Origin of the sequence: Marinobacter sp. MIT930201, assembly GCF_047122665.1 — a bacterium.
Lineage (GTDB): Bacteria > Pseudomonadota > Gammaproteobacteria > Pseudomonadales > Oleiphilaceae > Marinobacter > Marinobacter salarius.
The window spans coordinates 1,618,081-1,642,010 of the sequence record NZ_CP138916.1; the positions used below are offsets into that span (position 1 = coordinate 1,618,081).

The following is a 23,930-nucleotide window of genomic DNA, read 5'->3' on the forward strand; positions in this document are numbered from 1 at the left end:
TAATCTCAACCTTCGCGCCCGTCGAATCTGGGCTTCATCAAAATACCGGTATAGCGAACCAGAAACAGCGTAAACGCCAGCACCCACAATGCTCCGCTCATGCGTACACCAAGCACCCAGTCGATACCGCCAAACGCCGTCGTCACGCGAACCAAGGCTGCCAGCTGTATCGCAATAAAGGCCGTCACCATTCCCGGCGGTAAAGCCAACGGCCGACCTGTATGCCCGAGCGCTACGCGGGCAACAACACCCAATACCAAGCTGCCGACAACACCCAGTCCCGCCGCATGCCCCCATGCGCTGGCCGGCCAACCCAGCAAGTGATAGCCGGCCAGCAACACTAGTGATACCGGTATCCAAAGCAGCGATACATGGAGAATCCATAGCAGTGGGTTACGGGCGACAAGCCAACCTCGCCAGCCCACCAGTCGAGCCAGCATGAACACAGCTGCAGCAATGGAGGCAGCGCCAGTGGCAACATTAAGCTCCGCCAGCTTGAACGCCAGCACCGCTATCATGCTCAGAACCGCGAGCAGGTCGAGCCTCGGGATAACCCGGATCACTGAAGGGTCGCGACCCTGCTGACGCAACCACCCTGTGGAAAATGCCGGCGTGATACGACCACCAATGATGCCGGATAATGCCATGGCCATAATCAGCCCTCCGGCGATAAATTTAGTGCTCAGAGTCACCACAAAGGCGATCTGCATACTCCAGAGCAGACCCAATATCATCAAAATCACGAGTTGGCGCCGCTGACGGGCCTGCCAGATCCGCCAGCCGGCATCGAGCATAACCAAAGGCAGGAAGGCCAGATTAACGACCTGCAGCAGAAGATCAGGTAGACCGCCCCCCAGCAACAGCAGTAGTCGCCCGGCAAGCCAGACCAACCAGAGTCCCAGCAACCGGGCTCCATGTGTACGCTCGGTATTCGTCCAGACACAGACCGCCGTGAGCAGAAAACCCGCGATCGCGGCGGAAAGGAAGCCAAACAACATCTCGTGCTGGTGCCAGAGTATACCCGGCATCGCCAAGGGGGGCTGAACCACACCCGTGGCCACTAAAATCCACAGCGGCACGAACACGATGGCGATCAGCGTCAGCGAAAGGAAAAATATCCTGAACGGGTAGCTGAATAGTTGCCTTACGGAAGGCTTGGCAGGATTGGCCGCAATGGTCTGCATAGCACTCAAACTCCTAGAAACAGTTTGATTGAACGACCAGGGAAGTTTATCTTTTATAAAATGTATTTTATATAAATCTTTATAGGTAAATCCATTAGCAGTTAGCTTAAAATTGACCGGAATTTTTAGCGGAGCGCCACGAACAGGCATCATCATGACGTTCGCGCCCGCAGATTGAGCGCAAACAGGAGACGCTTAGTGCACTGGTATACCTTGCTGAAAACTCTTCACGTGACGACAGCTTGCCTGACCGCAGCGTTATTCACTCTTCGCCTGGCTCTCGATGCCTCTGGACGGCCAGGCTGGCGTACCACGCCACTGAAGTGGCTTCCCCACCTCAACGATACCGTGTTACTGGCTGCAGCCTTGGGCCTGCTAGTCGTTACCGGCTGGATGCCGTTCGTTCACCACTGGCTTACGGGCAAAATCTTGCTGCTACTGGGCTATATCATCGCCGGTCGGTTTGCCATGAGACCCCAGTACCGTTTTTCAACTCGACTGATCGCGAGCATCCTTGCCCTCGCTCAATTGGCGCTCATATTCTGGCTGGCGCTGAATAAGCCGATGTTTTAACTCAATCGAGCACAATGCCTTCATCGAAGCCCCCTCCTCTGGTGTACCAGGGCACTTTTCAACGGACAGCGCCGCCTATATCTCCATGTAAGTCGCCGATTTTCCGATCATTTTATATTATTAAACGGGCTTTCCCTGTGTCGTTGATAACCTGATCACGGTTGGCTATCCGGCGGAGCACCCTCCTCACATTTTCTGCAGTCAAGCTCAAGCCCCAGCCTCGACTTTCTACCTTCCACTGAAGTGACCCAAGGGCGGTTCACCCACGGCGGCGAATGACGCACATGCTGATTGTGGCCGCACGCCAACTGTGCAACCCAGTGGTTTTCCTTGTCTTTATGATAGCCAGTGATGGGTTGTTTCATAAGCTCCAATCACGCAAGAGACCGGGCTGGCCGAACCGCTTCCGCAACCATCCCCGCCAGAAGCCCGAAAAAGGGATCGGCCCAGACGGTCACCAGTGCGGTTATCGCAATGACCGGCCAACATGACGGCTTGGCTGCCCAGAGACGCCTGGACATGGCAAGCTCAACGGCGGCTACCAACAACAAGGCACCTAGACCCGCCACCGGAATGGCGGCAATAAATGAAAAGCCGCCCGGCAGAAAAGCAACCATGAGCAAAGCGGTTCCCAGCAGAACGGGGGCCATGCCGGTCCGGGCACCGAAACGATGGTGCGCGGCCACGCCTCCGGCGCCATGACACATGGGCAAGGCCCCGAGCGGAACGAGAAAAAGGTTGGCCAACCCCGTTGTCACAGACAGGCGGCCTGGCGACACACGGTGCGATTGCTCGCCGAAGTAATCCCCAACCACCAGGGCCGTCAGTACGACGGCGTTGGTGATAGTAAGCGCCAACTGAGGTAACACCAGCACGGACATCGCCTGCTGCCAATCGTTTATGCCTGGCAGTTGAGGTAGTGCAAATGGAACCGAACCTGCTGCGGGCAGCGTCAGTCCCGGCGCGCCCAGTACCGCGCCGATCACTAACGCCACACCAAGTCCTATCAGGGCTGCTGGCCAGTTCGGCAACACCTTGAGGGTGATACCTAACACCGCCAAGGTAATCACACCCAACGACAAGGACGTGGCCATCAACCCCAGGCTCATGTTGGCCAGCAGCAACCCCAGCCCCAGTTGAAGGCCGCTCAATACCGAGCCGGGCACAAGACGTGCCACACGGTTAATCCATCCGGTTGCGCCCAGGAGTAGTAGTACTGCTCCGATCAGCACGCCACTTGCCACCAGGCTTTGGGAAGTCACCTCGGTGGTCAGCAACAACGCAGCAACCGCTTTCATCGGTTGCACCGGTATCGGCAGCCGATAGTACAGCCCGGTTGCAATGTAGAACACAGCAAACCCCAGCAGTACAGGTACCGGTGCCAGCCCTGCCACGCCGATCGCCCCAAGACTCAGTGGCAGCAGGGTACCGATGTCACCCAGCGCCCCGCTGACCTCCTTCACTGGATCTTTCGGGTTTAAGGGCATGCGAACTCCTGGTTCATTGGCCTGTTTTTTAAAGTTATTATTGGCAACGCTCACGCGTTATAGACGACATGTCCCAGCTCCGTGATGTCGTAACCGCCCAACGCCTCGGCGCGCTGTACAAATCGCTCGCTACCGGCAAACGCCAGCAACCTCTGCATGGCCGGATCAAAGTAGTGGCGCCGGCGCATGGCCAGATCAAAATGCTCCTGTTGCAGCGGAATAAACGCCAATCCCTGGCGCCGGGCCGCCGCTTCGATTCCCACGCCAACATCCGCTTCGCCCTGGCGAATGGCCAAGGCGAGATCGTCTTCGCTGAGCGACGGATGCGTTGCCCACGTGAGGTGTCTGGCATCGAGGCGGTGGCGTGCCAGCAAGCTCTGCAACAAATGGCTGACGCCGGCATCGGGCTGGCGATGCGCCAGACGTATGCCGGGGCGGGCGATATCCTCCAAGCGGGCAAGTCGGTGAGGGTTATCGGCGGCTAAGAGGAGCCCCTGCTGGCGCTTCGCCCAGCGAATCAGCACCAGGTCGCGCATGCCGCTCAGCCCCAATGTGACAGGATCATTGTAGCCCCGGCTTTCAGCGTGCCAGATATGCATCCCGGCGAGCATTGCGCGCCCGGCGATCAATCGCTGTACGCCATCGCCACTCCCCTGACACAGCAGCGCCAGCTCTGCACCGCTCTCCTTCACCGCCCACTCCAACAGTGGATCCTGGCTGCCCGCCAGGACCGGCGGGGTTGGCGAACTGACGGCGTCGTCACCCTCCAGATGGTTCATCAACCACAGATCAATACGCTGGCGTGGGAACAACAGCTTTCCCGTCACCCGCACACAGGGAATCACGCCCTGGCTGACCAGATCATAGACTTTGCGCTCTTTCAGACGCAGATACTCGGCAGCTTCGGCCGTGGTGAGGTATGCGGGAAGCGTCATCAATCTCTCCTGCTGCCTGGAAAAGCACTAAACTGTTTTTAGCTGCATATTTTTCAACAGGCTGTGCAAAGCGTAGTCAGAAACTCCACGATGCTCAATAACAAGGAGACGCAGCTGTGGAAAATAATGCGTTCTGCGTGGCGCTGTCGCTACTGCTAAACCTAGACGCTTCGCTCTTTCAGATCGTGGCGCTTTCGCTGCAGGTGTCGCTTATGGCGGTACTGATCGCGGCCGTTCTGGGGTTCCCCCTCGGTGCGGCGGTGGCACTGTGGCGATTCCCCGGGCGCGGCGTCATGATTGTCGTCCTCAACGCCTTGATGGGGCTGCCTCCGGTGGTGGCCGGGCTCGCCGTCTACTTGCTGCTCTCGCGAGCCGGCCCTCTGGGTGAGTGGGGGTTCCTGTTTACACCAGGAGCCATGGTCATTGCCCAGGTGGTCCTGGTATTGCCAATTCTTGCCGCGCTCTCGCGTCAGAAGGTGGAAGAGCTTCTGGGTGAGTACCGCGAGCAATTCATGTCACTGGGTATGTCGCGCTCACGCATGATGCCCACTCTGCTGTGGGATGCCCGTTTTGCGCTATTGACCGTTCTGCTTGCCGGTTTTGGCCGCGCCAGCGCCGAAGTGGGCGCGGTGATGATGGTCGGCGGCAATATTGATGGGGTCACGCGGGTCATGACCACCGCCATTGTGCTGGAAACCGGCAAAGGCAACCTGCCACTGGCACTGGGACTGGGGATTGTGCTGCTGACGCTGGTCATGCTGATTAACGCAGGCGCCTATTTGGTGGGCGAACTGACAAGGAGACGGATAGGATGACGTCATTCAACGTTCCGCTCCTTGCCTCGGCCGCCCTCCTCCCGCCACCAACGCTGCGTTTTGATGGCGTCGCCTTCAACCAGCAGGGCAAGGCGCTACTGGGACCCTGCTCATTCACCCTTGACGGCACCGGCCCTACCCTGGTGATGGGACCCAACGGGGCGGGCAAGAGTCTTCTGTTACGGCTGGCGCACGGTTTGCTCTCACCCACTCAGGGACAGGTGGCCTGGTCACGTGGGGGGCGCCCCCGCCAGGCAATGGTGTTCCAGCAACCGGTACTGTTGCGTCGCTCGGCCCTGGCCAATCTCGTTCACGCGTTGGCGGTGAACAATATCCCCCGCAAGACACGTACACAGATCGCCTGCGAAGCGCTTGAGCATTTTGGGCTTACCTCCTGCACAAACACGCCCGCGCGCGTGCTATCCGGCGGCGAACAGCAGCGCCTGGCACTGGCTCGCGCCTGGGTTCTTTCTCCTCAGGTGCTGTTTCTGGATGAACCCACCTCCGCACTCGACCCGGCGGCTATTAAAGGCGTGGAGGCGGCGGTACGCGAGTTTCATCAGCGGGGAACGCGCATCGTAATGACCACTCACGATCTGCATCAGGCCAGGCGCCTTGCCGGAGATGTATTGTTTCTTTCTGGCGGAAAAGTGTGCGAACACACCCCCGCCGACGTCTTTTTCAACAGGCCCGTCTCGCGGGAGGCACAAGCGTTTATTGCCGGAGAACTGGTGGGATAGTTTTACTCTGACGGTTTACCGGCTGGCTACTCAATGGAAGTTCCACACGCGCGAAAGGAGAAAACAAGATGAACAAAGGCTTAACCCTTGTACTCGCAGGTGTAACCAGCATGGGCCTGGCATTCAGCGCGTTCGCTGATAATTACATCACCCTGGCCTCAACGACGTCCACCCAGAACTCGGGGCTGTTCAACGCCATTTTACCGCAGTTCGAAGACACCACCGGCATCGACGTACGGGTGGTGGCAGTGGGCACCGGGCAGGCCTTTGAAATCGCCCGTCGCGGCGACGCCGACAGCCTTCTGGTGCACGACACCGCCGGAGAAAAGCGCTTTGTCGAGAACGGCTTCGCCACCGAGCGCGCCGATGTCATGTACAACGATTTCGTATTGATTGGCCCCGCAGACGATCCGGCGAATATTGGTGAGGCGCAAAGTGCCGCCGAAGCCTTCGCGGCGATTGCCAATGCCAAGGCACCCTTCACCTCACGCGGCGATGACAGCGGCACCAATCGCGCCGAGTTACGCCTCTGGGAGAACGCCGGCGTGGACCCCGACGGCGACTGGTACCGCGAACTCGGCAGTGGCATGGGGCCAACCCTCAACACCGCCGCAGCCATGGACGCGTACGTGATGTCGGACCGCGCCACCTGGGTGGCGTTTGGCAACCGCCAGAACCTGAGGCTGCTTTTTGCCGGCGACGAAGTATTGTTCAACCAGTACGGTAGCCTGCTGATCTCCGAAGAGAAGCATCCGCATCTCAAGCACGATCTCGCTGAACAGTGGCACAACTGGCTGATTTCCGAGGATGGCCAGCAAGCGATTGCAGGCTTCAAGGTAGACGGACAACAGCTGTTTTTCCCGAATGCCAAATAGGCTAATCTCTGGGGACGTGCATCGAGATTCAAGTCCGTGGCGTTCCTGGAAGAGCTATAACAACAATGACGATTAATCCGATACTGCCCGATCCCAAAGACCCTCGTTTGTCCCGCGCCGTCGAGGGCGTTGATGAAAACTGTCAATCAAAGTCCATCAGCGTGATCGAGGAGCGCCCCCTGACGATCTATCTGAACAGCCAGGAGATCGTCACCGCCATGACCATTGGCGATCACCCGGAGTATCTGGCCCTCGGTTTTCTCCTGAATCAGGGTATGCTGAAGGAAACCGATCAGGTCACCGGAATTGACTTCGACGAAGAGCTGGAAGTCGCCGTGGTGCGTACCGCAGGTGTTACCGATGTCGAAGACAAACTGGAAAAGAAAACCCGGACGTCCGGCTGCGCCGTGGGTACGGTGTTCGGTGACATGATGGCGGGGCTTGAAGGCCTGTCGCTACCAGACACGCCGGTGCACACCAGCACGTTCTACGATCTTTCCTACCAGATCAACCACACCCCCAGCCTGTACATGGAAACCGGCGCCATTCACGGCACGGTTCTGTGTCAGGATCGCCAGATTCTGGCGTACATGGAGGATGTCGGGCGCCACAACGCGGTGGACAAGATCGCAGGATGGATGTACCTGAACGGCATCACCGCCGCCGACAAAGTCCTCTACACCACGGGCCGCCTGACCTCCGAAATGGTCATCAAAACGTCCCTGATGGGAATCCCGACCCTGATCAGCCGGTCGGGCTTTACCGCCTGGGGCGTCGATATTGCCCGGCAGGTCGGATTGACCCTGATCGGTCGGATGCGCGGTAAAAAGTTCACGTGCCTCAGTGGGCAACACCGCCTGGTGTTCGATCAGGACTTGTCACAGGTTCCTGACGAGGACAAAAAGCACCGTCGAAAGGGGGCCGAGCATGACTGATTGCGCGGTCATTCTGGCGGGCGGCCAGGCCAACCGGATGGGCGGCGGCGACAAGGGACGATTGATGCTGGGTGATCAGTCGTTGATCCAGCGGGTCATCGACCGGATCACACCGCAGGTGGACGCCGTGGTGTTGAACGCCAACGGCGATCTGAGTCGGTTTGATGATCTGGGTCTGCCAGTGGTGGCTGATTCAATCGCTGATTTTCCAGGCCCGCTGGCAGGTGTTCTGGCGGGCATGGATTGGGCGGCCGAACAAGGGCATGAATGGCTGATCAGCGTCGCTGCGGACACCCCCTCGTTCCCCCGGGACCTCGCTGCACGGTTGGCCGGGCATGACACGCCCGTGGTGCTCGCAGCGACACCGGATCCGGAACGTGGTCGCCTGCCCCAGCCAACGTTTGGCCGCTGGCGGGTCGCGTTGCGGGATGATCTTCGAGCCGCCCTGAACGACGGCGTGCGCAAGATCCGCCAGTGGACACAAGCCCAGGGTGAAACCCTGGTGGTGTTCGGCGAGGACGACTTTTTCAACATCAACACACCGGAAGACCTGGCCTGGGCGGAGAAGCACCTGAAGTGAATGTCATCGGCATTGTGGGCTGGAAGAACAGCGGAAAAACCACGCTGGCAGCAGCCTTGATTCGCGAGCTGTCCAGCAGGGGGTTAACGGTTAACTCGATCAAGCACGCCCATCACGGGGTGGATGTCGACCAACCCGGTACCGACAGCTACAAGCACCGCGATGCCGGCGCTCGCGAGGTTATCCTGGCGGGCGGGCGACGCTTTGCCATCATGCACGAACTGCGCGGCGCTGAAGAGCCAACGCTGGATGAATTGCTGGCGCGGCTGGGCCCCTGCGACTGGGTGGTGGTCGAGGGCTTTAAAACCCACCTGCATCCCAAGATTGAAGTGCACAGGCAGGAAAGCACCCGTGCGCCCCTCTACCCGGAGGACGACAGTATCATTGCCCTGGTGGCGGACTATGTAGCGGACTACGCTGCGGATTTTCCGGGCCCCGTTTTCGATGTAAACAATGTACCCGCCATCGCTGACTTTATTCTGAGCCCAGGGACATCATGAACAGGAAAACAACGACTCCACTTCGTAACGATTGTTTCGCCCTGCCCCCCGGGGTGAACTGGACGCCGGTGGAAGAGGCACTGGAGCGGCTGCGCTCACGCCTACATCCGGTAGTGGAGGTGGAACACGCCGTTTCGCTGTCGCAGATCAATGGGCGAATCCTGGCAAGCGACGTCCATGCGCCTCGCGCTCATCCCCCAAGCAACAATTCCGCAGTCGATGGCTATGCCTTCGCAGGACCTTTGACAGACGTGCCCTGCAGCCTGCCCCTGATTGATGGCCGCAGCGCCGCCGGTGAACCGTATATGGGGAACGTGCCTGCGGGCCACGCCATCCGGATTCTGACCGGCGCGGTGATTCCGGCCGGCACGGATACCGTGGTCCTCGAGGAAGACTGCGAAGTCCGAGATGGCCAACTGCAGTTGAACGGCACGTTAAAAGCCGGCGCCAACGCGCGCAAAGCCGGCGAGGACATCAAGGCACAGGATCGAATCCTCACGGCAGGCACCCGCCTGACGCCAACCCAGATTTCAGTACTTGCCAGCGTAGGCATCGAATCGGTCGACGTCTATCACCGCCTGCGCGTCGGCGTTTTATCCACGGGGGATGAAGTAAAGCCCGTCGGCTCAGCCGTCACCGACTGGCAGATCTATGACGCCAACCGGCCAATGCTGAATGCCCTGGTGGCACAACTGGGCTATGAGCTGGTGGACCTTGGTCATGTGCTCGACCGGGCCGAAGAAGTCAAAGCGGCGCTGGAGCGAGGCTCGGAACAATGCGACCTGATCCTCACCAGCGGCGGCGTGTCTGCCGGCGACGAGGATCACGTATCGAAAATGCTGAAAGCACACGGTGACATCAGTAACTGGCGCATTGCGATCAAACCGGGCCGCCCGCTGGCGCTGGCCATGTTTCTGGGAACGCCCGTGGTGGGTTTGCCGGGAAACCCGGTCGCCGCCTGGGTCTGCGCACTGCGTTTTGGCGCGCCGGCGATGGCGTTGCTGGCAGGAGGGAACTGGTTCGAACCCCAGGGTTATCTCGTGCCCGCTGGCTTTTCCAAGAATAAGAAACCGGGGCGCAGCGAGATGTTGCGGGCCCGCGTTCGGGATGGGCAGGTTGAGGTATTTGGCTCTGAGGGCTCTGGACGTGTAACCGGCCTGGCCTGGTCCGAGGGTTTGGTGGAGCTGGACGAAAGCGCCCAGCAGATAGAACCGGGCACCCTGGTGCGGTTTATTCCCTATGGCAGTTTCGGACTGTAATCAGTCAACGCTGCCATGTACGGCAAAGGCCTCCAGCGATGCATCCTGCGGGCCCCGGGAGCGGTAGGTTTCCTCAACACCCAGTTCGGTGAGCGTGCGGCTGACCATCAACAGCGTGTTGTCCTCGAAGTCCTCACACATGCTGCGCATCTGGTCGATTTCCTCACAGGCGACCGGATAGGCCGCATCGATATCCGGAGCGCCGTAACACTCAACAAACGTCTGCGCCAAGGTCTGGCGTAAATGTTCCAACTCCGCTTCGGTGATATCGCACACGCCCACAAAACTGGCACGACCGCCTGACTCGATGCTGTACCAACCGTTGCTGAAGGCCTGCCGGGCCTTTCCCTTCAGGTCTGCTTCGATCCAGTTGGAAAACTCAAACCCGCCGGATATCGCCCATTCACCGCTGGGAGCCGGCAGGTCAAATACATTGTCATCGGATACATCCAGTCGCAGGGTTCGGGCCAGTTTCATACGTGCTCCGCAAATTCGATCAAACTCACTGTTTCGGTCATGACATCCTGGCGCAACAGCATTCGGCCCTTTTCATCCAGGCCCACAAAGAGCCCGGGCTTTGGCAGGTCGATCATTTTGCCCAGGGTGTCACAGCGTGGCCGCCACTCATTGTGTATACGCTCAAAGCCACTGTCCATGAAGTAAGTCAGCCACAACAATGTGTGCTTGGACCAGCTTTCCAGAAGCGCCATGGGCGTGATCTCAACACAGCCTTCCTCGTGCAGACAGGTCTGGTTCGGCGTCTCGCCCGGCTCGCCGCCCACCGGCAAAAAAGGCACATCGATGCCGACCACCAGCCAGTTTGGATGAGCGCTGGGATCTGACACATCCGCAGCAAAACGGACACCGCCGCACACCGCGCCATTGACCTTGATACGATCGGGCCATTGGAAGAACACCGGCACTTCGGGCGGGGCCAGCGCGCCCAGACTTTCAGCCAGGCCTATCTGGGCCACGTAGACCACCTGGACAGCCTCTTCCAATGAGGTTTCCGGCGCCAGCACCAGGGCCGCGCGCAAAACGTCCACCGCGTCGGAATAGAAGATCGTGCCGGAATCAACTCCGGCAATGGCACGGCTGACGGCCTTATCAAACGGATCCGTCTGGTTTGGCACCCGTTCGCCTGTAAACAGCGGTGGTAAGCTCGGCGACACGCTCATCGCATGGCCTCGGCGTACACTTCGGAGGCGATCAGTTCATCGGCGATGCGCTGAAAAGCCCTCGACTGAGGGCTATCCGGCTTCGATACCACAATCGGGACACCGCCATCCGAACCAACGCGGATGTCCAGATCCAGCGGAATCTCGCCCAGGAATGGCGAGCCCAATTTTTCAGCCTCCGCCCTGGCACCGCCGTGCCCAAACGGATGGTGCTCTTTGCCGCAACCATCGCAGATAAAAGAGGCCATGTTTTCAATCAGGCCGAACAGGGGCACATCCATCCGTTTGAACATATCGATGCCTTTGCGCGCGTCCATTAACGCGATGTCCTGGGGGGTTGAGACCACAACCGCCCCTGCGACAAAGAATTTCTGGCTCAGGGTCATCTGGACATCACCGGTGCCCGGGGGTAAGTCCACCAGCAAGACATCCAGCCGGCCCCAGTCCACCTGGTTCATCATCTGTTGCAGGGCGCCCATCAACATGGGCCCACGCCAGACAATGGCTTCATCATCAGAGGCCATCAGGCCCAGGGACATCAGGGTCACCCCGTGATTGCGCAGCGGCAGTATGGTATTTCCGTCAGGGCTGGACGGCCGACCTGAAACACCCATCATTCGGGGCTGGCTGGGACCGTACACGTCGGCATCCAACAGGCCCACTTTCAGACCTTTCGAAGCCAGTGCAACCGCCAGGTTGGAGGCCACGGTCGACTTTCCGACTCCCCCTTTGCCGGAGGCGATGGCAATGATGCGGTCAACGCCTTTCGGGTTCTTGTCCTGAGGCCGGGGAGCGTCGGTACCAATCAGGTTCGGTTTTCCTACTTCGGTGTATTCAACCATGTCGCGTCCTGTTTTTATTCTAGCTGTCCAGGTAGTCGTCTCTGGTGCGAACCCTTGGGCGCTCTCCTCCTGCCAGAGGCGCGTTTTCCCCGTGGAACTGAGATTTCACCCGACAGTCGTCACACATCTTTATAAGCTGGACGTTATCGGCGTTTTTGTACATCCAGTGCTGATTCTCCAGTTTTTCAACGATCCGGTTGATGGTGCTGGCAACACCGAAGGGCTTTCCACACTTGATGCATTCGAAAGGCTCCTCGCCGTGCAGTGCCCGGGCGCTTAGCGCCCCCTTGGACAGATCCAGTTGCGGCTTCAGGTTAATGGCTGTCTCGGGGCAGGTGCTGTCGCAGACGCCACACTGAACACAGGCATTTTCCGTGAACTGAACCTCCGGCCGGTCCGGATGGTCGCCAAGGGCGCCAGTCGGACACAGAGACACGCAGGCCAGACAGAGCGTGCATTTATCGGAATCGATTTCGATAGCACCATAGGGCGCGCCCTGTGGCAGGGGGATCGGCGCTTCAACACCGTCCGCCATCGCACTGACGGTAACCCGTGTGATGTCACGGCGGCCGCCAACCAGTAACACGGGCTCACTGACGCGGCCCGCATTGTCCCCTTCTGCACTGAGCTCGTCAGTCGCAACCACCCGGATCCGGGTGGGCGAATGGTGGGCACCGCTCACCATGGCCTGAGCCAGTTCCACTTCCGCGGCAACGGCCTGGCGGTCAGTCTCGTTGTCCGCCAGCAGCAGGACTTCCGCATAGCCGGCGCCCAGTGCGGCCAGGATCTCGGCATGGCCGATACGATCGATATGCTCAAGCCCCATCGGAATCAGGTCGTCCGCCAGCCCATCGCCGTACCGTGCCAGGTGCGCCATGGCCTCACCACCGGCGTCCAGGGTATGGAACACCAGGCGAGGGGATTCTTCGGTATGTTCACGATACACCCTGGCCATCACGTCCACGGCTTTGGTCAGGGCTTCGAACGGGCTTTCGTTCATGGTGATGGCTGAGGTCGGGCAAACAGCCGCGCAGGAGCCACAACCGGCACAGATATCCGAATCAATCTGCACGTGGTCACCGAACGAAAAAATGGCCTCGGTAGGGCAGACATCCAGGCAGCGGGTACAGCCGGTTTTGTTGGCCCGGGAGTGGGCGCACAGGGACTCTTCCAACCTGAAGTAGACGGTTTTCTCGAACTCACCAACCCGCTCCCGGGCTGTCAGGGCAATGCGCTCCAATTCCCCGGTTTTGGCGGGGTCGGCCCAGAAATAACCGTTGCGCTTCTGATGGCTGGGAAAGGCCGGAGCGCCACCACGGAGGTCGATAAACACATCACATTCGCTACTAGCGGTGGCCTGCACCTCGCCATAACCCAGTGCACCACGGCCGGCGGGATTCAGGGTTTGCAACTGGGCAAACTCCATTCTGAAATTGCCCAGTGCGCCATAGGCTGACGTCAGTCGGCCCCTGGCCACGTCGTAGGCGGCAGAGGGAAGCTGTATGGGGCCGGCATCGTTGACGATACAGGTAACCCCCAGCTCGTCCTGTACCAGCTCGGCCATTCTTACGGCCTGTTCGGTGGGGCCAACGATACAGCACACCCCGCTGGAGCGGATCGTTTTCGCAGGCGCAATCGGAGCTGGCAGCTGGGCCGCGGCAACCAGGGCCGCTTGCTTGGCATGCTGACGTTTGGGGTTTGCACTCGCGCTCCCCCAACCAGCCCGGTCCCGGATGTCGATGGTGCCCAGCGGCGCGGAGTGCCCGATTTCAGCTTGCACATCCTCGCCCAGACGCTCAAACAGGGCAGCCTGCTGGCCACAGGCGATGAGTACGTCTGCATCACCACCCAGGTGCTCAGCGGCCATCTTCATGTCGTGGCCGCACAATTGATCCACCGCGATTACCTGTTCAGCGGCTGCGGCCTTGCGCAGCGCCTCAGGATCAAAGGACTGTGTTTTATCGCAGCTGCATAGCAGTAAGGTCTTGTGTGCCGTCATCAGGAACTCGACTCTTTTCATTGTTGTTATACGTATACGAAACACTATAGCTCTTCGAGCATGCCACAGCCGTTTGTTTTTGGACAATTGGAAAGTTGGATATTTTTTGACCTCCTGCTAGCTTGAAGGAATAACAAAAGAGAGCAGCCATGAGCAGTCGCACAGATCATTGGAAACGCGCGTTACAAGTCGGTGCCGTCGTTCGCCAGTCCCCTGGCATAACCCAGTGGGCGCGGTATATCTGGAAGCCGGTGGCGGTCATACCGGGCGCCCCCGAGGCGTTCTGGAAAGAACTGATCCGTGAAGGCGATGACGTGGATTACCACGCAGGCACGGTGACCATGGAGCTCTTTCGCGCCGACGTGGAGGGCTACCTTGTATCCCTGAACATGGCCGTTCCCTCCGTCTGGATTGTCATGGATAAGGACCAGACCGGTCGCTCTCCCTCAGGGTGGGCCGTCAGTTCCATTACCGCCAGTGCCCATGAGGCATTGGATGCACAGGACAGTGGCGAAAGTATCGTCGAGCCTGTGCCCATTCCCGAGTCTCTGGCGGCCTGGATCAAAGAGTTTGTCGATATGCACTACATCGAAGAGCCCTTCAAGAAACGGCGTCGTGACAGTGTCCAAGTCGATGGCATCGAAGACGCCAAAGGCGATCCGCGTATCCGGCAGGAGAGCGACGTCTTTCGCGCACCCGCCAACATCAAAAAACCGAGGATTCAGTGATGGCTGAGTCACGCCTGCAACGTTGGTCGCGCAAGAAAGCAGAAACCGGTAATAAAACTGAGCCGGCGGCGCCCTCGGTCGAGTCCGAGCCGTCACCGGAAGAACAGGAACTCGCCATCAATCAGACCTTGCCCGAGCACGATGTATTGGAGAAGTACGGCTTACCAGATCCTGATGCCATTGAGCTGGGTACCGATATTACCGGGTTCATGCGCAAAGAAATCCCCGAGCTGCTACGCCGCAGGGCCCTGCGATCACTTTGGAAATCCAACCCCGTACTTGCCGTGCTGGACGGGCTCAATGACTACGATGAGGATTTCACCAGCGCGGCTAGCGCGACCGGGGCCGTAAAGACCCTCTACAAGGTGGGACAAGGACTGATCGACCGAACTAAAAAGGCGGGGGAGCAGGCTGATAAAGAACGCGGGGACTCCATCACAGAGCACACGGAGCAGGCCGAAACTGCGGTAACGATGGCGCCTCCGGAACCTGCAGAAGCCATCGAGGAATCCGAGTCCGACTTCGAAGAAGTTCCGTCAGATACTGCTGGTCATACCCTACCAGTGGTCACCAAAACCGGGGAAGAATCGACACCGCGCTACCGCCCACGAATGCGTTTTGGCGATTCGTGACTCGTTAGCAACTGTAGTTGCGCCCGACACAAATCGGAGCTATATACAGTAGATCGGTGATTAAAAATTAGACAACAATAAACAAGAGACAAGAAGAGAGAGACGTCTTGGCCAACACTGCAGAAGTTCAGTGCCCTCGCTCGATCAGCGACGAAGATCGAGCCCGTGCCCAAATGTATCAGTTGCTGGGTGTCTTGCTGGGCGGCCCACCTTCAAGTGAGTTGCTGCGGGGACTGGCGACCTTAAAGGGCGACGACACTCCGATAGGAACCGCCTCCAGAAACCTCGCTGCCCTTGCCCAACGCACCACGCCCAAGGATGCCGAGCGGGAGTTCAACAACCTTTTCGTTGGCATTGGTCGTGGGGAGTTACTGCCCTACACCAGTTATTACCTGACCGGCTTTCTCAACGAGAAGCCCCTTGCGGATCTGCGCAGCGACCTGATGGCCAGGGGCATCAAGGCAAGAGACAACGTTAAAGAACCGGAAGATCACATGGGCACGCTGTGCGAAATCATGGCCGGCATTATTGCGGGCGAGTTCCTGTGTGACAGTGACCAGCCTTCTCAAAAAGCCTTTTTCGACGCACACCTGGCGAAGTGGGCGGCACTGTTCTTTACCGATCTGGAAGAAGCGCAAAGCGCGGTTTTCTACGCGCCTGTGGGCTCGCTGGGCCGGGCTTTCATGGCCGTTGAGGCTGATGCTTTTGCCATTCAATAACTGGGACCTGCCTGGTCCCTTAACTCAGGTGGAGGTGTCCAATGGACAACCCGAAACGTGAAAACAGCCGCCGCCGTTTCTTGAAGGTGGCAGCAGCTGCAGCGCCTGCGGCTGTTGCGCTGGCAGTCTCCCCCAACGCCGCAGCCGAGGTGGTGAAAGAAGCCCCGAAAAGCAGCGGTCTGCGTGACACTGAACACACACGTAAGTACTTCGAATCGGCTCGCTTTTAAGGAAGCGTGTGTCATTCAAGGTTGCGAAAGGCTCTTGAATGGCCACACCTCCGTAAAACGAGAATAAAAAGAGAGAGGTAATTGACATGTTAAGAAAGAAAACCAACGGGGTAGCGAAAGGCCCCCGTGCTGGTTCTTTACTTTCATCCCTCGCTGCCAAAACCATGGATCGCCGTGGTTTCCTGGCCGCCTCCGGTGTCACAGTGGGTGGTCTGGCAGCTCTGTCACTAACATCCGGCCGCGTTGAGGCCGCTACCCCATCGACGGAAGGTGGGAAAATTGTTCGCAAAAAGTCCGTGTGTACCCACTGCTCGGTTGGCTGCACGGTCGAGGCTGAAGTCCAGAATGGCACCTGGATCGGGCAGGAGCCTGGTTGGGACAGCCCCTTCAACCTGGGTGCGCACTGTGCAAAAGGCGCCTCAGTACGTGAACACGCTCACGGCGAACGCCGTCTCAAGTACCCGATGAAAATGGTCGGCGGACAGTGGCAGAAAATCTCCTGGGACGAAGCGATCAACGAGATCGGCGACAAGATGCTACAGATCCGGGAGGAAAGCGGTCCAGATTCAGTCTACTGGCTGGGAAGCGCAAAGTTCAACAATGAGCAATCCTACCTTTTCCGCAAATTCGCTGCCTACTGGGGTACCAACAACGTTGATCACCAGGCCCGGATCTGCCATTCGACCACGGTTGCCGGCGTAGCCAACACCTGGGGCTACGGTGCGATGACCAATTCGTACAACGATATCCACAACTCGAAAGCGATCTTCCTGATCGGTGGTAACCCTGCGGAAGCGCACCCGGTGTCGCTGCTGCATCTTCTCAAAGCCAAGGAAGAGAACAACGCGCCGCTGATTGTCTGCGACCCTCGCTTCACCCGCACCGCCGCGCACGCGGACGAGTATGTACGGTTTCGTCCGGGCTCAGACGTCGCGCTGGTCTGGGGCCTGTTGTGGCACATCTTTGAGAACAGCTGGGAAGACAAGGAGTTCATCCGCACCCGCGTGTACGGCATGGACGACATCCGGCAGGAAGTAAAGAAATGGAACCCTGAGGAAGTCGAGCGTGTAACCGGTGTGCCTGGAGCACAGCTTGAGCGCGTCGCTCGTACCCTGGCGAATAACCGCCCTGGCACGGTCATCTGGTGCATGGGTGGTACCCAGCACACCAACGGCAACAACAACACCCGCGCCTACTGTGTGCTGCAACTGGCACTGGGCAACATGGGCGCTGCTGGCGGCGGCACCAACATCTTCCGTGGCCACGACAACGTTCAGGGCGCCACTGACCTGGGTGTATTGGCCGATACCCTGCCCGGCTACTATGGGCTGGCCGCTGGCTCCTGGGCTCATTGGGCCCGCGTCTGGGAAGAGGACCTGGATTGGCTCAAGGGGCGTTTTGCCGTGTGGGACAAGGACGGGAAATCCAGAGCCATGATGAACGAGAAAGGCATACCCGTATCGCGCTGGATTGACGGCGTTCTGGAAGCCAAGGAAAACCTGGAGCAGCCCGACAACACCCGGGCTATGGTGCTGTGGGGCCACGCGCCGAACTCCCAGACCCGGATGCTGGAAATGAAGGAAGCCATGGAGAAACTCGACCTGCTGGTCGTGGTGGACCCCTTCCCCACCGTGTCTGCAGTGCTGCACGACCGTAAGGAGGGCGCTTACCTGTTGCCGGCGACCACACAGTTCGAGACATCGGGCTCGGTCACCGCTTCCAACCGATCGCTCCAGTGGCGTGAAAAGGTCGTTGAGCCGCTGTTCGACTCCAAGGTCGACCACGAAATCATGAAGCTGTTTGCGGACAAGTTCGGTTTCACCGATCGCATGTTCCGCAATATCGCCATTGAAGGCAATGAACCGGTCGTCGAGGACATCACCCGTGAATTCAACCGTGGCATGTGGACCATCGGCTACACCGGTCAGTCGCCAGAGCGGCTGAAAAAGCACATGGCCAACCAGCACCACTTCGACAAGACCACACTGCGTGCGGTGGGTGGCCCCTGCGATGGTGATATCTACGGCCTGCCATGGCCATCCTGGGGCACACCGGAAATGAACCATCCGGGCACACACGTGCTCTATGACATGTCTTTGCCGGTGTCCAAAGGTGGCCTTACCTTCCGTGCCCGCTTTGGCGTTGAACGCAACGGCGAAAACCTGCTGGCGGACGGCGTTTACTCGAAAAACTCCGAGATCAAGGACGGGTATCCGGAATTCACCATGCAGATGCTGATGGACCTGGGCTGGGATGGCGACCTGACGGCCGAAGAGCGGGCCAGCATTGATGCCGTTGCCGGCCCCGAAACCAACTGGAAAACCGACCTGTCTGGCGGCATCCAGCGTGTTGCGATCAAACACGAGTGCGCGCCCTTTGGTAACGCCAAGGCCCGCGCCATCGTCTGGAACTTCCCGGACCCCGTGCCGCTTCATCGCGAACCCCTCTATACCAACCGCCGAGACCTGGTGGAGGACTATCCGACCTACGAGGACAAAACCTTCTGGCGTGTCCCGACCCTGTACGAGTCCATCCAGAAGAAGGACTTCAGCAAGGACTTCCCCATCATTCTGACCTCAGGCCGACTGGTTGAGTATGAAGGTGGTGGTGACGAGACCCGGTCCAACCCGTGGCTGGCGGAATTGCAGCAAGACATGTTCATTGAAGTGAATCCGCGTGATGCGAACAACATGAACATTCGTGACGGTAAGGATGTCTGGGTGTCTGGCCCGGAAGGCGCACGCATCAAAGTCAAGGCCATGGTGACCGAACGGGTCGGCGAGGGCGTAGCCTTCATGCCGTTCCACTTCGGCGGACACCTGGAGGGCAAGGATCTGAGGGACAAGTATCCGAAAGGCTCCGACCCCTACGTATTGGGTGAATCCACCAACACAGTTCAAACATACGGGTATGACTCGGTCACACAGATGCAAGAGACCAAGTGCACCCTGTGTTCGATTATGCCGGCATAACAAGAGGTGTAGATCATGGCCATTGAAGGACAAGCAAGAGCGAAATTCCTTTGCGATGCCGAACGCTGCATCGAGTGTAATGCCTGCGTAACGGCCTGCAAGAATGAGCATGAAGTCCCCTGGGGCATCAACCGTCGACGCGTGGTGACCATTGAAGATGGCAAGCCCGGTGAGCGTTCGATCTCGGTAGCCTGCATGCACTGTTCAGACGCGCCCTGTATGGCCGTCTGCCCCGTGGATTGCTTCTACCAGACCGAAGACGGTGTGGTTTTGCACTCCAAGGATCTGTGCATTGGTTGTGGGTATTGTTTCTACGCTTGCCCATTCGGCGCCCCTCAGTTCCCGCAAGCGGGCAACTTTGGCAGCCGTGGCAAGATGGACAAATGCACGTTCTGTGCGGGCGGTCCGGAAGAAGACAACTCCACAGCGGAGTTCTCCAAGTACGGGCGCAACCGTATTGCGGAGGGCAAGCTGCCGATCTGTGCGGAAATGTGCTCCACCAAAGCCTTGTTGGCCGGTGACGGCAACGAGGTAGCGGACATCTACCGCCAGCGTGTGGTGAACCGTGGTTTTGGTTCAGGCGCCTGGGGATGGGGCACAGCCTACGAGAAGAAGGGCGCGTAAGCCCATTGGATGTTTCCGGGGCCCTGGGGCCCCGGCATTCGTTAAGGCAACGGATTCTTTTTGTTCATTCCGCTGGAGTGCTTTCATGAACTGTAAACTATTCGGTGCCGCCGTTTTTGTGCTGGCGACATTGGTCTTCAACCCTGTGTGGGCGCAGGACGTTCCCGAGTCTGACCAGATGTCTACCGGGGGCGGCCAAACCCTCGAAGACATCATGGCCCGGCAGGAAAGACTGAAAGCTGACGGGGAATCCCGTTCCAAAGAAACAGGTAATCCCGCCAACGCGGCACCGATCAACGAGCCACTGGGCACCCGTGGCGGGCGTTCCGATGCTGATGCCTGGCGCGGCATTCGCTACGACAACATCGACATTGAAACCCAGGTTCGCAACCCGGCGGCCGATGTTCTGATCCAGGACGGCGGCATGCGCTGGTACCAGTTGCGTGAAGGGCCGGTCATCACCTACGGCGGCGGTGCCATTCTGGGCTTCATCGCATTGCTGGTGGTGTTCTATCTCATTCGCGGCAGGATCAAAATCGAAGGCGGCCCTGCGGGCACTACAATTGAACGGTTCAAAGCCGTCGAGCGGTTCGGCCATTGGCTGCTGGCAGGCTCGTTTATCGCCCTGGGCCTGACCGGGCTGGTCACCCTGATGGGGCGAAGCTTCCTGATCCCGGTCATGGGGGCCGACGCCTTTGCCACCCTGGCTGCCGGCTCCAAGTGGGTCCACAATAACGTTGCATGGGCGTTCATGCTGGGGCTGGTGATGACGTTTGTCATGTGGGTGGCCCACAACATTCCCAACAAGCTGGACTGGCAATGGCTCAAGGCCGGCGGCGGTATCTTTACCAAGAGCCATCCGTCCGCGAAGAAATTCAACGCCGGCCAGAAGATCATTTTCTGGACCGTGATGGTGCTGGGCGTCTCAGTGTCCCTTTCCGGGCTGTCGCTGCTGTTCCCGTTTCAGATCCCCATGTTTGCCGATACCTTCGGCATCATGAACAGTGTTCTGGGTACCAGCTTCCCGACCGATCTGGCGCCCCACGAAGAGATGCAATACGCCAACCTCTGGCACTCGATTGTCGCATTCGTGATGATGCTGGCCATCATTGCCCACATTTATATTGGCTCGGTTGGCATGGAAGGCGCCTTCGATGCCATGGGTAACGGCCAGGTTGATGTGGAGTGGGCGCGCCAGCACCACGATCTGTGGGTGGCCGAGGTTGAAGCCAAACAGGGTAAAGGAGGGTCATCGTGAAAGTCATGATTTCAGCGTTTGTCGCGGCGCTGGTGATTGCCTTTGCCGCCCCGCCCGTTCTTGACCAGTTCGGGTGGTCCTCCGCCACGCAAACCAGCAGTGAGAATGTGCGGCTTGACTGAACAGTCCCAGATGCATGAAACAGAGGTTTACCAGATCGATGCCATCGGTTTGGTATGCCCACTGCCCGTTCTGCGTTTTAAGAAGCGCACCCAGGGCCTTCCCAGCGGCACGCAGGTTGACTTCCTGGCCGATGATCCCAGCGGTCGTCGGGATTTACAGGTGCTGTGCGAGCTGACCGGGCACCGGATTGAATGGGTCCGTGAGGAGGATGCCGGGGTGCTTCGGTACCGCATCTGCCTGGCTTAGCGATCGCACCGGAACAGGCCGGCTGCGGTCCTCGCATGCCAACTCAAACCATCCGGCGGAAAATACCATCCCCACGGAGCATATGACGAAAGGCCGCCGCGATATGGCCTGCGACCAGCACCCCCAACGTTATGGCGAGCCACCCATGTATCGCAAACAGGCTCCCAGCCAATTCCTTGTCCTCCGGCACAAAAGGCATGGCGGGCAGTCTGACATCGCCCACGATGCCCAAAGCCGGATACGCCGTCACACCGGCCCAGCCAAACAAAGGCGTAACCACCAACATGACGTAGATCAGGTGGTGCATGCTCTTGGCTGCAATCTGCAATGTGCGGGGCATGCTCTCGGGATAGGGTGGGCTTTTTACCCGTATCTTGACGACGATCCGCAGGATCATCAGTAGGAGCACGGTAAAACCTATGGCTTTGTGCCCACTGTACAAGGTATTCGTCAGCGCCCCCCAGATATCAGCTTCCGCACGCGACGCCATCCAGAGCCCGACGGGTATCAACGTCAGGACCATCAGCGCCATTACCCAATGCAGTACCCGCCAGCCCGCGGGGTATTTCTGGATCTGTTGCATACGCCTTCTCCATCAGCGAATTTATTCGTGCACTCTCCAGAGGCCAGCAGAGGCCAGAGGCGGTGCCATGCAGCCTAATGACAGCATAGATCATTGAGTCGAATTCTACTTTCTCTATCCCGATGCTGGTAATGTGCTATACGGTTATCAAAGCCCCTTAAATGGAGAGCCGGACCGGATACGTGCGTTACACCGACACGTTGCCAATTGGAATTGTTATGCGGGCATCCTCAAGTAAACTGATCGTCAGGCTCTTCCCCTTCCTGACATGGGCCAGACCCACGAGACGGCAGAACCGGGCGGACGCCATTGCCGGCATCACGGTCGGGTTGGTACTGATCCCCCAGGCCCTGGCATACGCCCAACTCGCGGGGATGCCGCCCGTTACCGGTCTCTACGCGGCACTGCTGCCGGGCATTGTTGGGGCATTGTTCGGTTCATCGTCACTGCTTGCGGTCGGGCCTGTGGCATTAACCAGCCTGCTGACCTTCGCGGCGCTGCAACCGTTGGCCGAAGCGGGGTCCCCGGAATGGGTGGTGATGGCCATATGGCTCGCCCTCTATTCCGGGCTCATGCAGTTTCTTATGGGCGCGTTCCGCATGGGCATTCTTGCCAACCTGATCTCGAACGCTGTCGTTCAGGGATTCGTGAATGCGGCTGCCGTCATCATTATCGTTTCACAGATCCCTGCCCTACTGGGCTTCGATACAGGCGCCGGCGGAAACTGGCTATCCACTCTCTGGCAGGAATGGCAACACGCCCCCTGGCGGCTGGTCGCAACCGCCGGGTTCGGCCTCGGTGGCGTGGCAGCGTTGCTGCTACTCGGAAAATTGACCGCGCGCCTGCCTGCGGTGATGGTCGTTACACTGATTGGCATCGCCGGCAGTTATCTGCTGGGATTTGGAGAGCTTGGCGGCTCGGTCATCGGTCCGGTCGGAAGCGGACTTCCCCAGCCTTCATTGCCTCTGACACTCTCCGTTGACCAGCACCTGGCGCTTCTGCTGCCCGCTGCGATCATTGCACTGATCAGCTTTACCGAAGCGATGTCCAGTTGCCGCACCATGTCGCGAATAACAGGAGAACCGTGGGACCGGAATCAGGAGTTAATCGGTCAGGGTCTGGCCAAAATGGCCAGCGGCTTCAGCGGTGCCTTTCCTGTCAGCGGTTCGTTCTCCCGCACGGCGCTGAACGCCTACAGTGGAGCGAAGACCGCGAGGGCGTCCCTGATCGCCTCACTGCTCGTGCTGATCTCTCTTTTCGGGTTTACCGAGCTCCTGTATCACCTGCCGACCGCGATCCTCGCCGCCATCATCATCGTGCCCGTCACCCGGCTGATTGATGTCCGCTCGCTTACCCGATTGAGCCGTGAAAACCCCAAGGATGGCATGGTAGCTCTCGTCACCCTGGTGGTGACACTGGTCACCGTGCCAAACCTGTACTGGGGAATTCTGGCGGGCATAGCGGCGTCTTTGCTCGCCTTCCTTCATCATCATGCCGTGCCGCGAATCATTGAGCTGGGGGTTCATGAGTCAGGTGGGTTTCGTGACCGACATCTTTACCAACTGCCGCCCATTGCCGAGGGGGTTCTCGGGGTGCGTATGGACGCCTCACTCACTTACCTGACGGCACCGGTTCTGGAGCGCTCCATCCGCAAGCGAGTGGATGCCGCCCCGGATTTGAGAACCGTGCTGATTTCTGCATCCTCCCTGAATCAGGTCGACTCTACTGGCCTGGATACCCTGCAGGACATCTGGTCCTTTCTGGATGCAAGAGGCATTACCCTCTACCTGTCCGGCCCAAAACTTCCGTTGAGGGAGGCCCTTTCAAGGACAGGGCTGGCCCAACTGATCAAAGAGGAGAATATTTTCGCGACCGACGCGAAAGCGATTGAGGCATTGACGTAGAAGCCGGGG

Annotated in this window: 27 protein-coding genes; 18 read left to right on the forward strand and 9 right to left on the reverse strand. The window is 58.9% G+C overall.

From position 1 onward, the window contains the following. Window positions 1–5: 5 nt before the first annotated feature. Window positions 6–1,184, reverse strand: coding sequence for an NnrS family protein (locus SIC19_RS07545; protein ID WP_126813037.1), 1,179 nt, complete (start codon window positions 1,182–1,184; stop codon window positions 6–8). 198 nt (window positions 1,185–1,382) lie between these two features. Between SIC19_RS07545 and SIC19_RS07550 the strand changes: the two genes are divergently transcribed. Next, on the forward strand, window positions 1,383–1,757 hold the full coding sequence (locus tag SIC19_RS07550) for a SirB2 family protein (protein ID WP_075195309.1): 375 nt from the start codon (window positions 1,383–1,385) through the stop codon (window positions 1,755–1,757). 155 nt (window positions 1,758–1,912) lie between these two features. Here the strand turns inward: SIC19_RS07550 and SIC19_RS07555 are convergent, their stop codons facing one another. From SIC19_RS07555 to SIC19_RS07565, 3 genes are read right to left on the reverse strand one after another with little or no spacing between them, the layout of a single operon-like run. Next, window positions 1,913–2,122: a DUF3565 domain-containing protein gene (locus SIC19_RS07555; RefSeq protein WP_075195551.1), complete on the reverse strand. Its 210-nt coding sequence runs from the start codon at window positions 2,120–2,122 to the stop codon at window positions 1,913–1,915. A 9-nt stretch (window positions 2,123–2,131) separates the two neighbouring features. After that, the gene (locus tag SIC19_RS07560; RefSeq protein ID WP_075195310.1) at window positions 2,132–3,244 is read right to left on the reverse strand and encodes a putative sulfate/molybdate transporter; all 1,113 of its coding nucleotides are present in this window, start codon (window positions 3,242–3,244) and stop codon (window positions 2,132–2,134) included. A 50-nt stretch (window positions 3,245–3,294) separates the two neighbouring features. Beyond that, window positions 3,295–4,179 carry a helix-turn-helix transcriptional regulator gene (locus SIC19_RS07565; protein WP_075195311.1) on the reverse strand — a complete coding sequence of 295 codons (885 nt, stop codon included), beginning with the start codon at window positions 4,177–4,179 and terminating at the stop codon, window positions 3,295–3,297. Window positions 4,180–4,295: 116 nt separating this feature from the next. Between SIC19_RS07565 and SIC19_RS07570 the strand changes: the two genes are divergently transcribed. The 7 genes from SIC19_RS07570 to SIC19_RS07600 all read left to right on the forward strand — a co-directional run bounded on the left by SIC19_RS07570 (window position 4,296) and on the right by SIC19_RS07600 (window position 9,883). Beyond that, window positions 4,296–4,994 (forward strand): ABC transporter permease, encoded by a 699-nt coding sequence (locus SIC19_RS07570; RefSeq protein ID WP_036202883.1) that lies wholly within the window; start codon window positions 4,296–4,298, stop codon window positions 4,992–4,994. Then, a complete protein-coding gene (locus tag SIC19_RS07575; RefSeq protein ID WP_075195312.1) occupies window positions 4,991–5,734 on the forward strand; it encodes an ATP-binding cassette domain-containing protein in 744 nt (247 codons plus the stop codon). Before SIC19_RS07570 ends, SIC19_RS07575 begins: the two co-directional genes overlap by 4 nt. A 68-nt stretch (window positions 5,735–5,802) precedes the next feature. After that, window positions 5,803–6,609 (forward strand): substrate-binding domain-containing protein, encoded by an 807-nt coding sequence (locus tag SIC19_RS07580; protein ID WP_075195313.1) that lies wholly within the window; start codon window positions 5,803–5,805, stop codon window positions 6,607–6,609. 65 nt (window positions 6,610–6,674) lie between these two features. Then, complete coding sequence (locus SIC19_RS07585) at window positions 6,675–7,544, forward strand: formate dehydrogenase accessory sulfurtransferase FdhD (RefSeq protein WP_075195314.1); 870 nt, start codon at window positions 6,675–6,677, stop codon at window positions 7,542–7,544. After that, a complete protein-coding gene (mobA, locus tag SIC19_RS07590) occupies window positions 7,537–8,124 on the forward strand; it encodes a molybdenum cofactor guanylyltransferase MobA (protein ID WP_036202872.1) in 588 nt (195 codons plus the stop codon). The genes SIC19_RS07585 and mobA overlap by 8 nt, the downstream gene beginning before the upstream one ends. Next, window positions 8,121–8,624, forward strand: a complete 504-nt coding sequence (mobB, locus tag SIC19_RS07595) for a molybdopterin-guanine dinucleotide biosynthesis protein B (protein WP_075195315.1) — start codon at window positions 8,121–8,123, stop codon at window positions 8,622–8,624. Before mobA ends, mobB begins: the two co-directional genes overlap by 4 nt. Further along, window positions 8,621–9,883, forward strand: a complete 1,263-nt coding sequence (locus SIC19_RS07600) for a molybdopterin-binding protein (protein WP_075195316.1) — start codon at window positions 8,621–8,623, stop codon at window positions 9,881–9,883. Before mobB ends, SIC19_RS07600 begins: the two co-directional genes overlap by 4 nt. Here the strand turns inward: SIC19_RS07600 and SIC19_RS07605 are convergent, their stop codons facing one another. From SIC19_RS07605 to SIC19_RS07620, 4 genes are read right to left on the reverse strand one after another with little or no spacing between them, the layout of a single operon-like run. After that, window positions 9,884–10,360, reverse strand: coding sequence for a DUF6505 family protein (locus SIC19_RS07605; RefSeq protein ID WP_075195317.1), 477 nt, complete (start codon window positions 10,358–10,360; stop codon window positions 9,884–9,886). Beyond that, entirely contained in the window at window positions 10,357–11,016 is a 660-nt protein-coding gene (locus tag SIC19_RS07610; RefSeq protein WP_252971548.1) for a biotin/lipoate--protein ligase family protein, read from the reverse strand. The genes SIC19_RS07605 and SIC19_RS07610 overlap by 4 nt, the downstream gene beginning before the upstream one ends. A 41-nt stretch (window positions 11,017–11,057) precedes the next feature. Then, window positions 11,058–11,903: an Mrp/NBP35 family ATP-binding protein gene (locus SIC19_RS07615; RefSeq protein ID WP_075195319.1), complete on the reverse strand. Its 846-nt coding sequence runs from the start codon at window positions 11,901–11,903 to the stop codon at window positions 11,058–11,060. Between the two features lie 19 nt (window positions 11,904–11,922). Continuing rightward, window positions 11,923–13,902, reverse strand: a complete 1,980-nt coding sequence (locus SIC19_RS07620; RefSeq protein ID WP_075195320.1) for a 4Fe-4S binding protein — start codon at window positions 13,900–13,902, stop codon at window positions 11,923–11,925. Between the two features lie 149 nt (window positions 13,903–14,051). Here SIC19_RS07620 and SIC19_RS07625 point away from each other — a divergent pair, with 149 nt between their 5' ends. The 9 genes from SIC19_RS07625 (at window position 14,052) to SIC19_RS07665 (ending at window position 21,434) form a co-directional block, all read left to right on the forward strand. Beyond that, the gene (locus SIC19_RS07625) at window positions 14,052–14,630 is read left to right on the forward strand and encodes a DUF3305 domain-containing protein (protein ID WP_075195321.1); all 579 of its coding nucleotides are present in this window, start codon (window positions 14,052–14,054) and stop codon (window positions 14,628–14,630) included. Beyond that, on the forward strand, window positions 14,630–15,262 hold the full coding sequence (locus tag SIC19_RS07630; protein ID WP_075195322.1) for a DUF3306 domain-containing protein: 633 nt from the start codon (window positions 14,630–14,632) through the stop codon (window positions 15,260–15,262). Before SIC19_RS07625 ends, SIC19_RS07630 begins: the two co-directional genes overlap by 1 nt. A gap of 107 nt (window positions 15,263–15,369) precedes the next feature. Then, window positions 15,370–15,981 carry a molecular chaperone gene (locus tag SIC19_RS07635; RefSeq protein WP_036202853.1) on the forward strand — a complete coding sequence of 204 codons (612 nt, stop codon included), beginning with the start codon at window positions 15,370–15,372 and terminating at the stop codon, window positions 15,979–15,981. Between the two features lie 41 nt (window positions 15,982–16,022). Beyond that, window positions 16,023–16,211 carry a twin-arginine translocation signal domain-containing protein gene (locus SIC19_RS07640; RefSeq protein ID WP_075195323.1) on the forward strand — a complete coding sequence of 63 codons (189 nt, stop codon included), beginning with the start codon at window positions 16,023–16,025 and terminating at the stop codon, window positions 16,209–16,211. 86 nt (window positions 16,212–16,297) lie between these two features. Next, complete coding sequence (locus tag SIC19_RS07645; protein WP_075195324.1) at window positions 16,298–19,183, forward strand: formate dehydrogenase subunit alpha; 2,886 nt, start codon at window positions 16,298–16,300, stop codon at window positions 19,181–19,183. A 15-nt stretch (window positions 19,184–19,198) separates the two neighbouring features. Beyond that, window positions 19,199–19,807, forward strand: coding sequence for a formate dehydrogenase FDH3 subunit beta (gene fdh3B, locus SIC19_RS07650; protein WP_007153241.1), 609 nt, complete (start codon window positions 19,199–19,201; stop codon window positions 19,805–19,807). An 85-nt stretch (window positions 19,808–19,892) separates the two neighbouring features. Next, window positions 19,893–21,065 carry a formate dehydrogenase subunit gamma gene (locus SIC19_RS07655; protein ID WP_075195325.1) on the forward strand — a complete coding sequence of 391 codons (1,173 nt, stop codon included), beginning with the start codon at window positions 19,893–19,895 and terminating at the stop codon, window positions 21,063–21,065. Next, on the forward strand, window positions 21,062–21,187 hold the full coding sequence (locus SIC19_RS07660) for a hypothetical protein (protein ID WP_036202841.1): 126 nt from the start codon (window positions 21,062–21,064) through the stop codon (window positions 21,185–21,187). Before SIC19_RS07655 ends, SIC19_RS07660 begins: the two co-directional genes overlap by 4 nt. Beyond that, complete coding sequence (locus SIC19_RS07665) at window positions 21,180–21,434, forward strand: sulfurtransferase TusA family protein (RefSeq protein WP_051946750.1); 255 nt, start codon at window positions 21,180–21,182, stop codon at window positions 21,432–21,434. The genes SIC19_RS07660 and SIC19_RS07665 overlap by 8 nt, the downstream gene beginning before the upstream one ends. A 43-nt stretch (window positions 21,435–21,477) precedes the next feature. Here the strand turns inward: SIC19_RS07665 and SIC19_RS07670 are convergent, their stop codons facing one another. Next, window positions 21,478–22,017 (reverse strand): cytochrome b, encoded by a 540-nt coding sequence (locus SIC19_RS07670; RefSeq protein WP_036202834.1) that lies wholly within the window; start codon window positions 22,015–22,017, stop codon window positions 21,478–21,480. Window positions 22,018–22,235: 218 nt separating this feature from the next. On the opposite strand from SIC19_RS07670, the gene SIC19_RS07675 reads away from it, so the two are divergent. Further along, window positions 22,236–23,921: a SulP family inorganic anion transporter gene (locus SIC19_RS07675; RefSeq protein WP_041336686.1), complete on the forward strand. Its 1,686-nt coding sequence runs from the start codon at window positions 22,236–22,238 to the stop codon at window positions 23,919–23,921. Window positions 23,922–23,930 lie beyond the last annotated feature (9 nt).

Bases quoted from the DNA above. Each gene is read 5' to 3' on its own strand.
- SIC19_RS07545 (WP_126813037.1), bottom strand. From the start codon at position 1,184: ATGCAGACCATTGCGGCCAATCCTGCCAAGCCTTCCGTAAGGCAACTA.
- SIC19_RS07555 (WP_075195551.1), bottom strand. From the start codon at position 2,122: ATGAAACAACCCATCACTGGCTATCATAAAGACAAGGAAAACCACTGG.
- SIC19_RS07560 (WP_075195310.1), bottom strand. From the start codon at position 3,244: ATGCCCTTAAACCCGAAAGATCCAGTGAAGGAGGTCAGCGGGGCGCTG.
- SIC19_RS07565 (WP_075195311.1), bottom strand. From the start codon at position 4,179: ATGACGCTTCCCGCATACCTCACCACGGCCGAAGCTGCCGAGTATCTG.
- SIC19_RS07575 (WP_075195312.1), top strand. From the start codon at position 4,991: ATGACGTCATTCAACGTTCCGCTCCTTGCCTCGGCCGCCCTCCTCCCG.
- SIC19_RS07580 (WP_075195313.1), top strand. From the start codon at position 5,803: ATGAACAAAGGCTTAACCCTTGTACTCGCAGGTGTAACCAGCATGGGC.
- SIC19_RS07585 (WP_075195314.1), top strand. From the start codon at position 6,675: ATGACGATTAATCCGATACTGCCCGATCCCAAAGACCCTCGTTTGTCC.
- mobA (WP_036202872.1), top strand. From the start codon at position 7,537: ATGACTGATTGCGCGGTCATTCTGGCGGGCGGCCAGGCCAACCGGATG.
- SIC19_RS07600 (WP_075195316.1), top strand. From the start codon at position 8,621: ATGAACAGGAAAACAACGACTCCACTTCGTAACGATTGTTTCGCCCTG.
- SIC19_RS07605 (WP_075195317.1), bottom strand. From the start codon at position 10,360: ATGAAACTGGCCCGAACCCTGCGACTGGATGTATCCGATGACAATGTA.
- SIC19_RS07615 (WP_075195319.1), bottom strand. From the start codon at position 11,903: ATGGTTGAATACACCGAAGTAGGAAAACCGAACCTGATTGGTACCGAC.
- SIC19_RS07620 (WP_075195320.1), bottom strand. From the start codon at position 13,902: ATGACGGCACACAAGACCTTACTGCTATGCAGCTGCGATAAAACACAG.
- SIC19_RS07625 (WP_075195321.1), top strand. From the start codon at position 14,052: ATGAGCAGTCGCACAGATCATTGGAAACGCGCGTTACAAGTCGGTGCC.
- SIC19_RS07630 (WP_075195322.1), top strand. From the start codon at position 14,630: ATGGCTGAGTCACGCCTGCAACGTTGGTCGCGCAAGAAAGCAGAAACC.
- SIC19_RS07640 (WP_075195323.1), top strand. From the start codon at position 16,023: ATGGACAACCCGAAACGTGAAAACAGCCGCCGCCGTTTCTTGAAGGTG.
- SIC19_RS07645 (WP_075195324.1), top strand. From the start codon at position 16,298: ATGTTAAGAAAGAAAACCAACGGGGTAGCGAAAGGCCCCCGTGCTGGT.
- fdh3B (WP_007153241.1), top strand. From the start codon at position 19,199: ATGGCCATTGAAGGACAAGCAAGAGCGAAATTCCTTTGCGATGCCGAA.
- SIC19_RS07655 (WP_075195325.1), top strand. From the start codon at position 19,893: ATGAACTGTAAACTATTCGGTGCCGCCGTTTTTGTGCTGGCGACATTG.
- SIC19_RS07670 (WP_036202834.1), bottom strand. From the start codon at position 22,017: ATGCAACAGATCCAGAAATACCCCGCGGGCTGGCGGGTACTGCATTGG.
- SIC19_RS07675 (WP_041336686.1), top strand. From the start codon at position 22,236: ATGCGGGCATCCTCAAGTAAACTGATCGTCAGGCTCTTCCCCTTCCTG.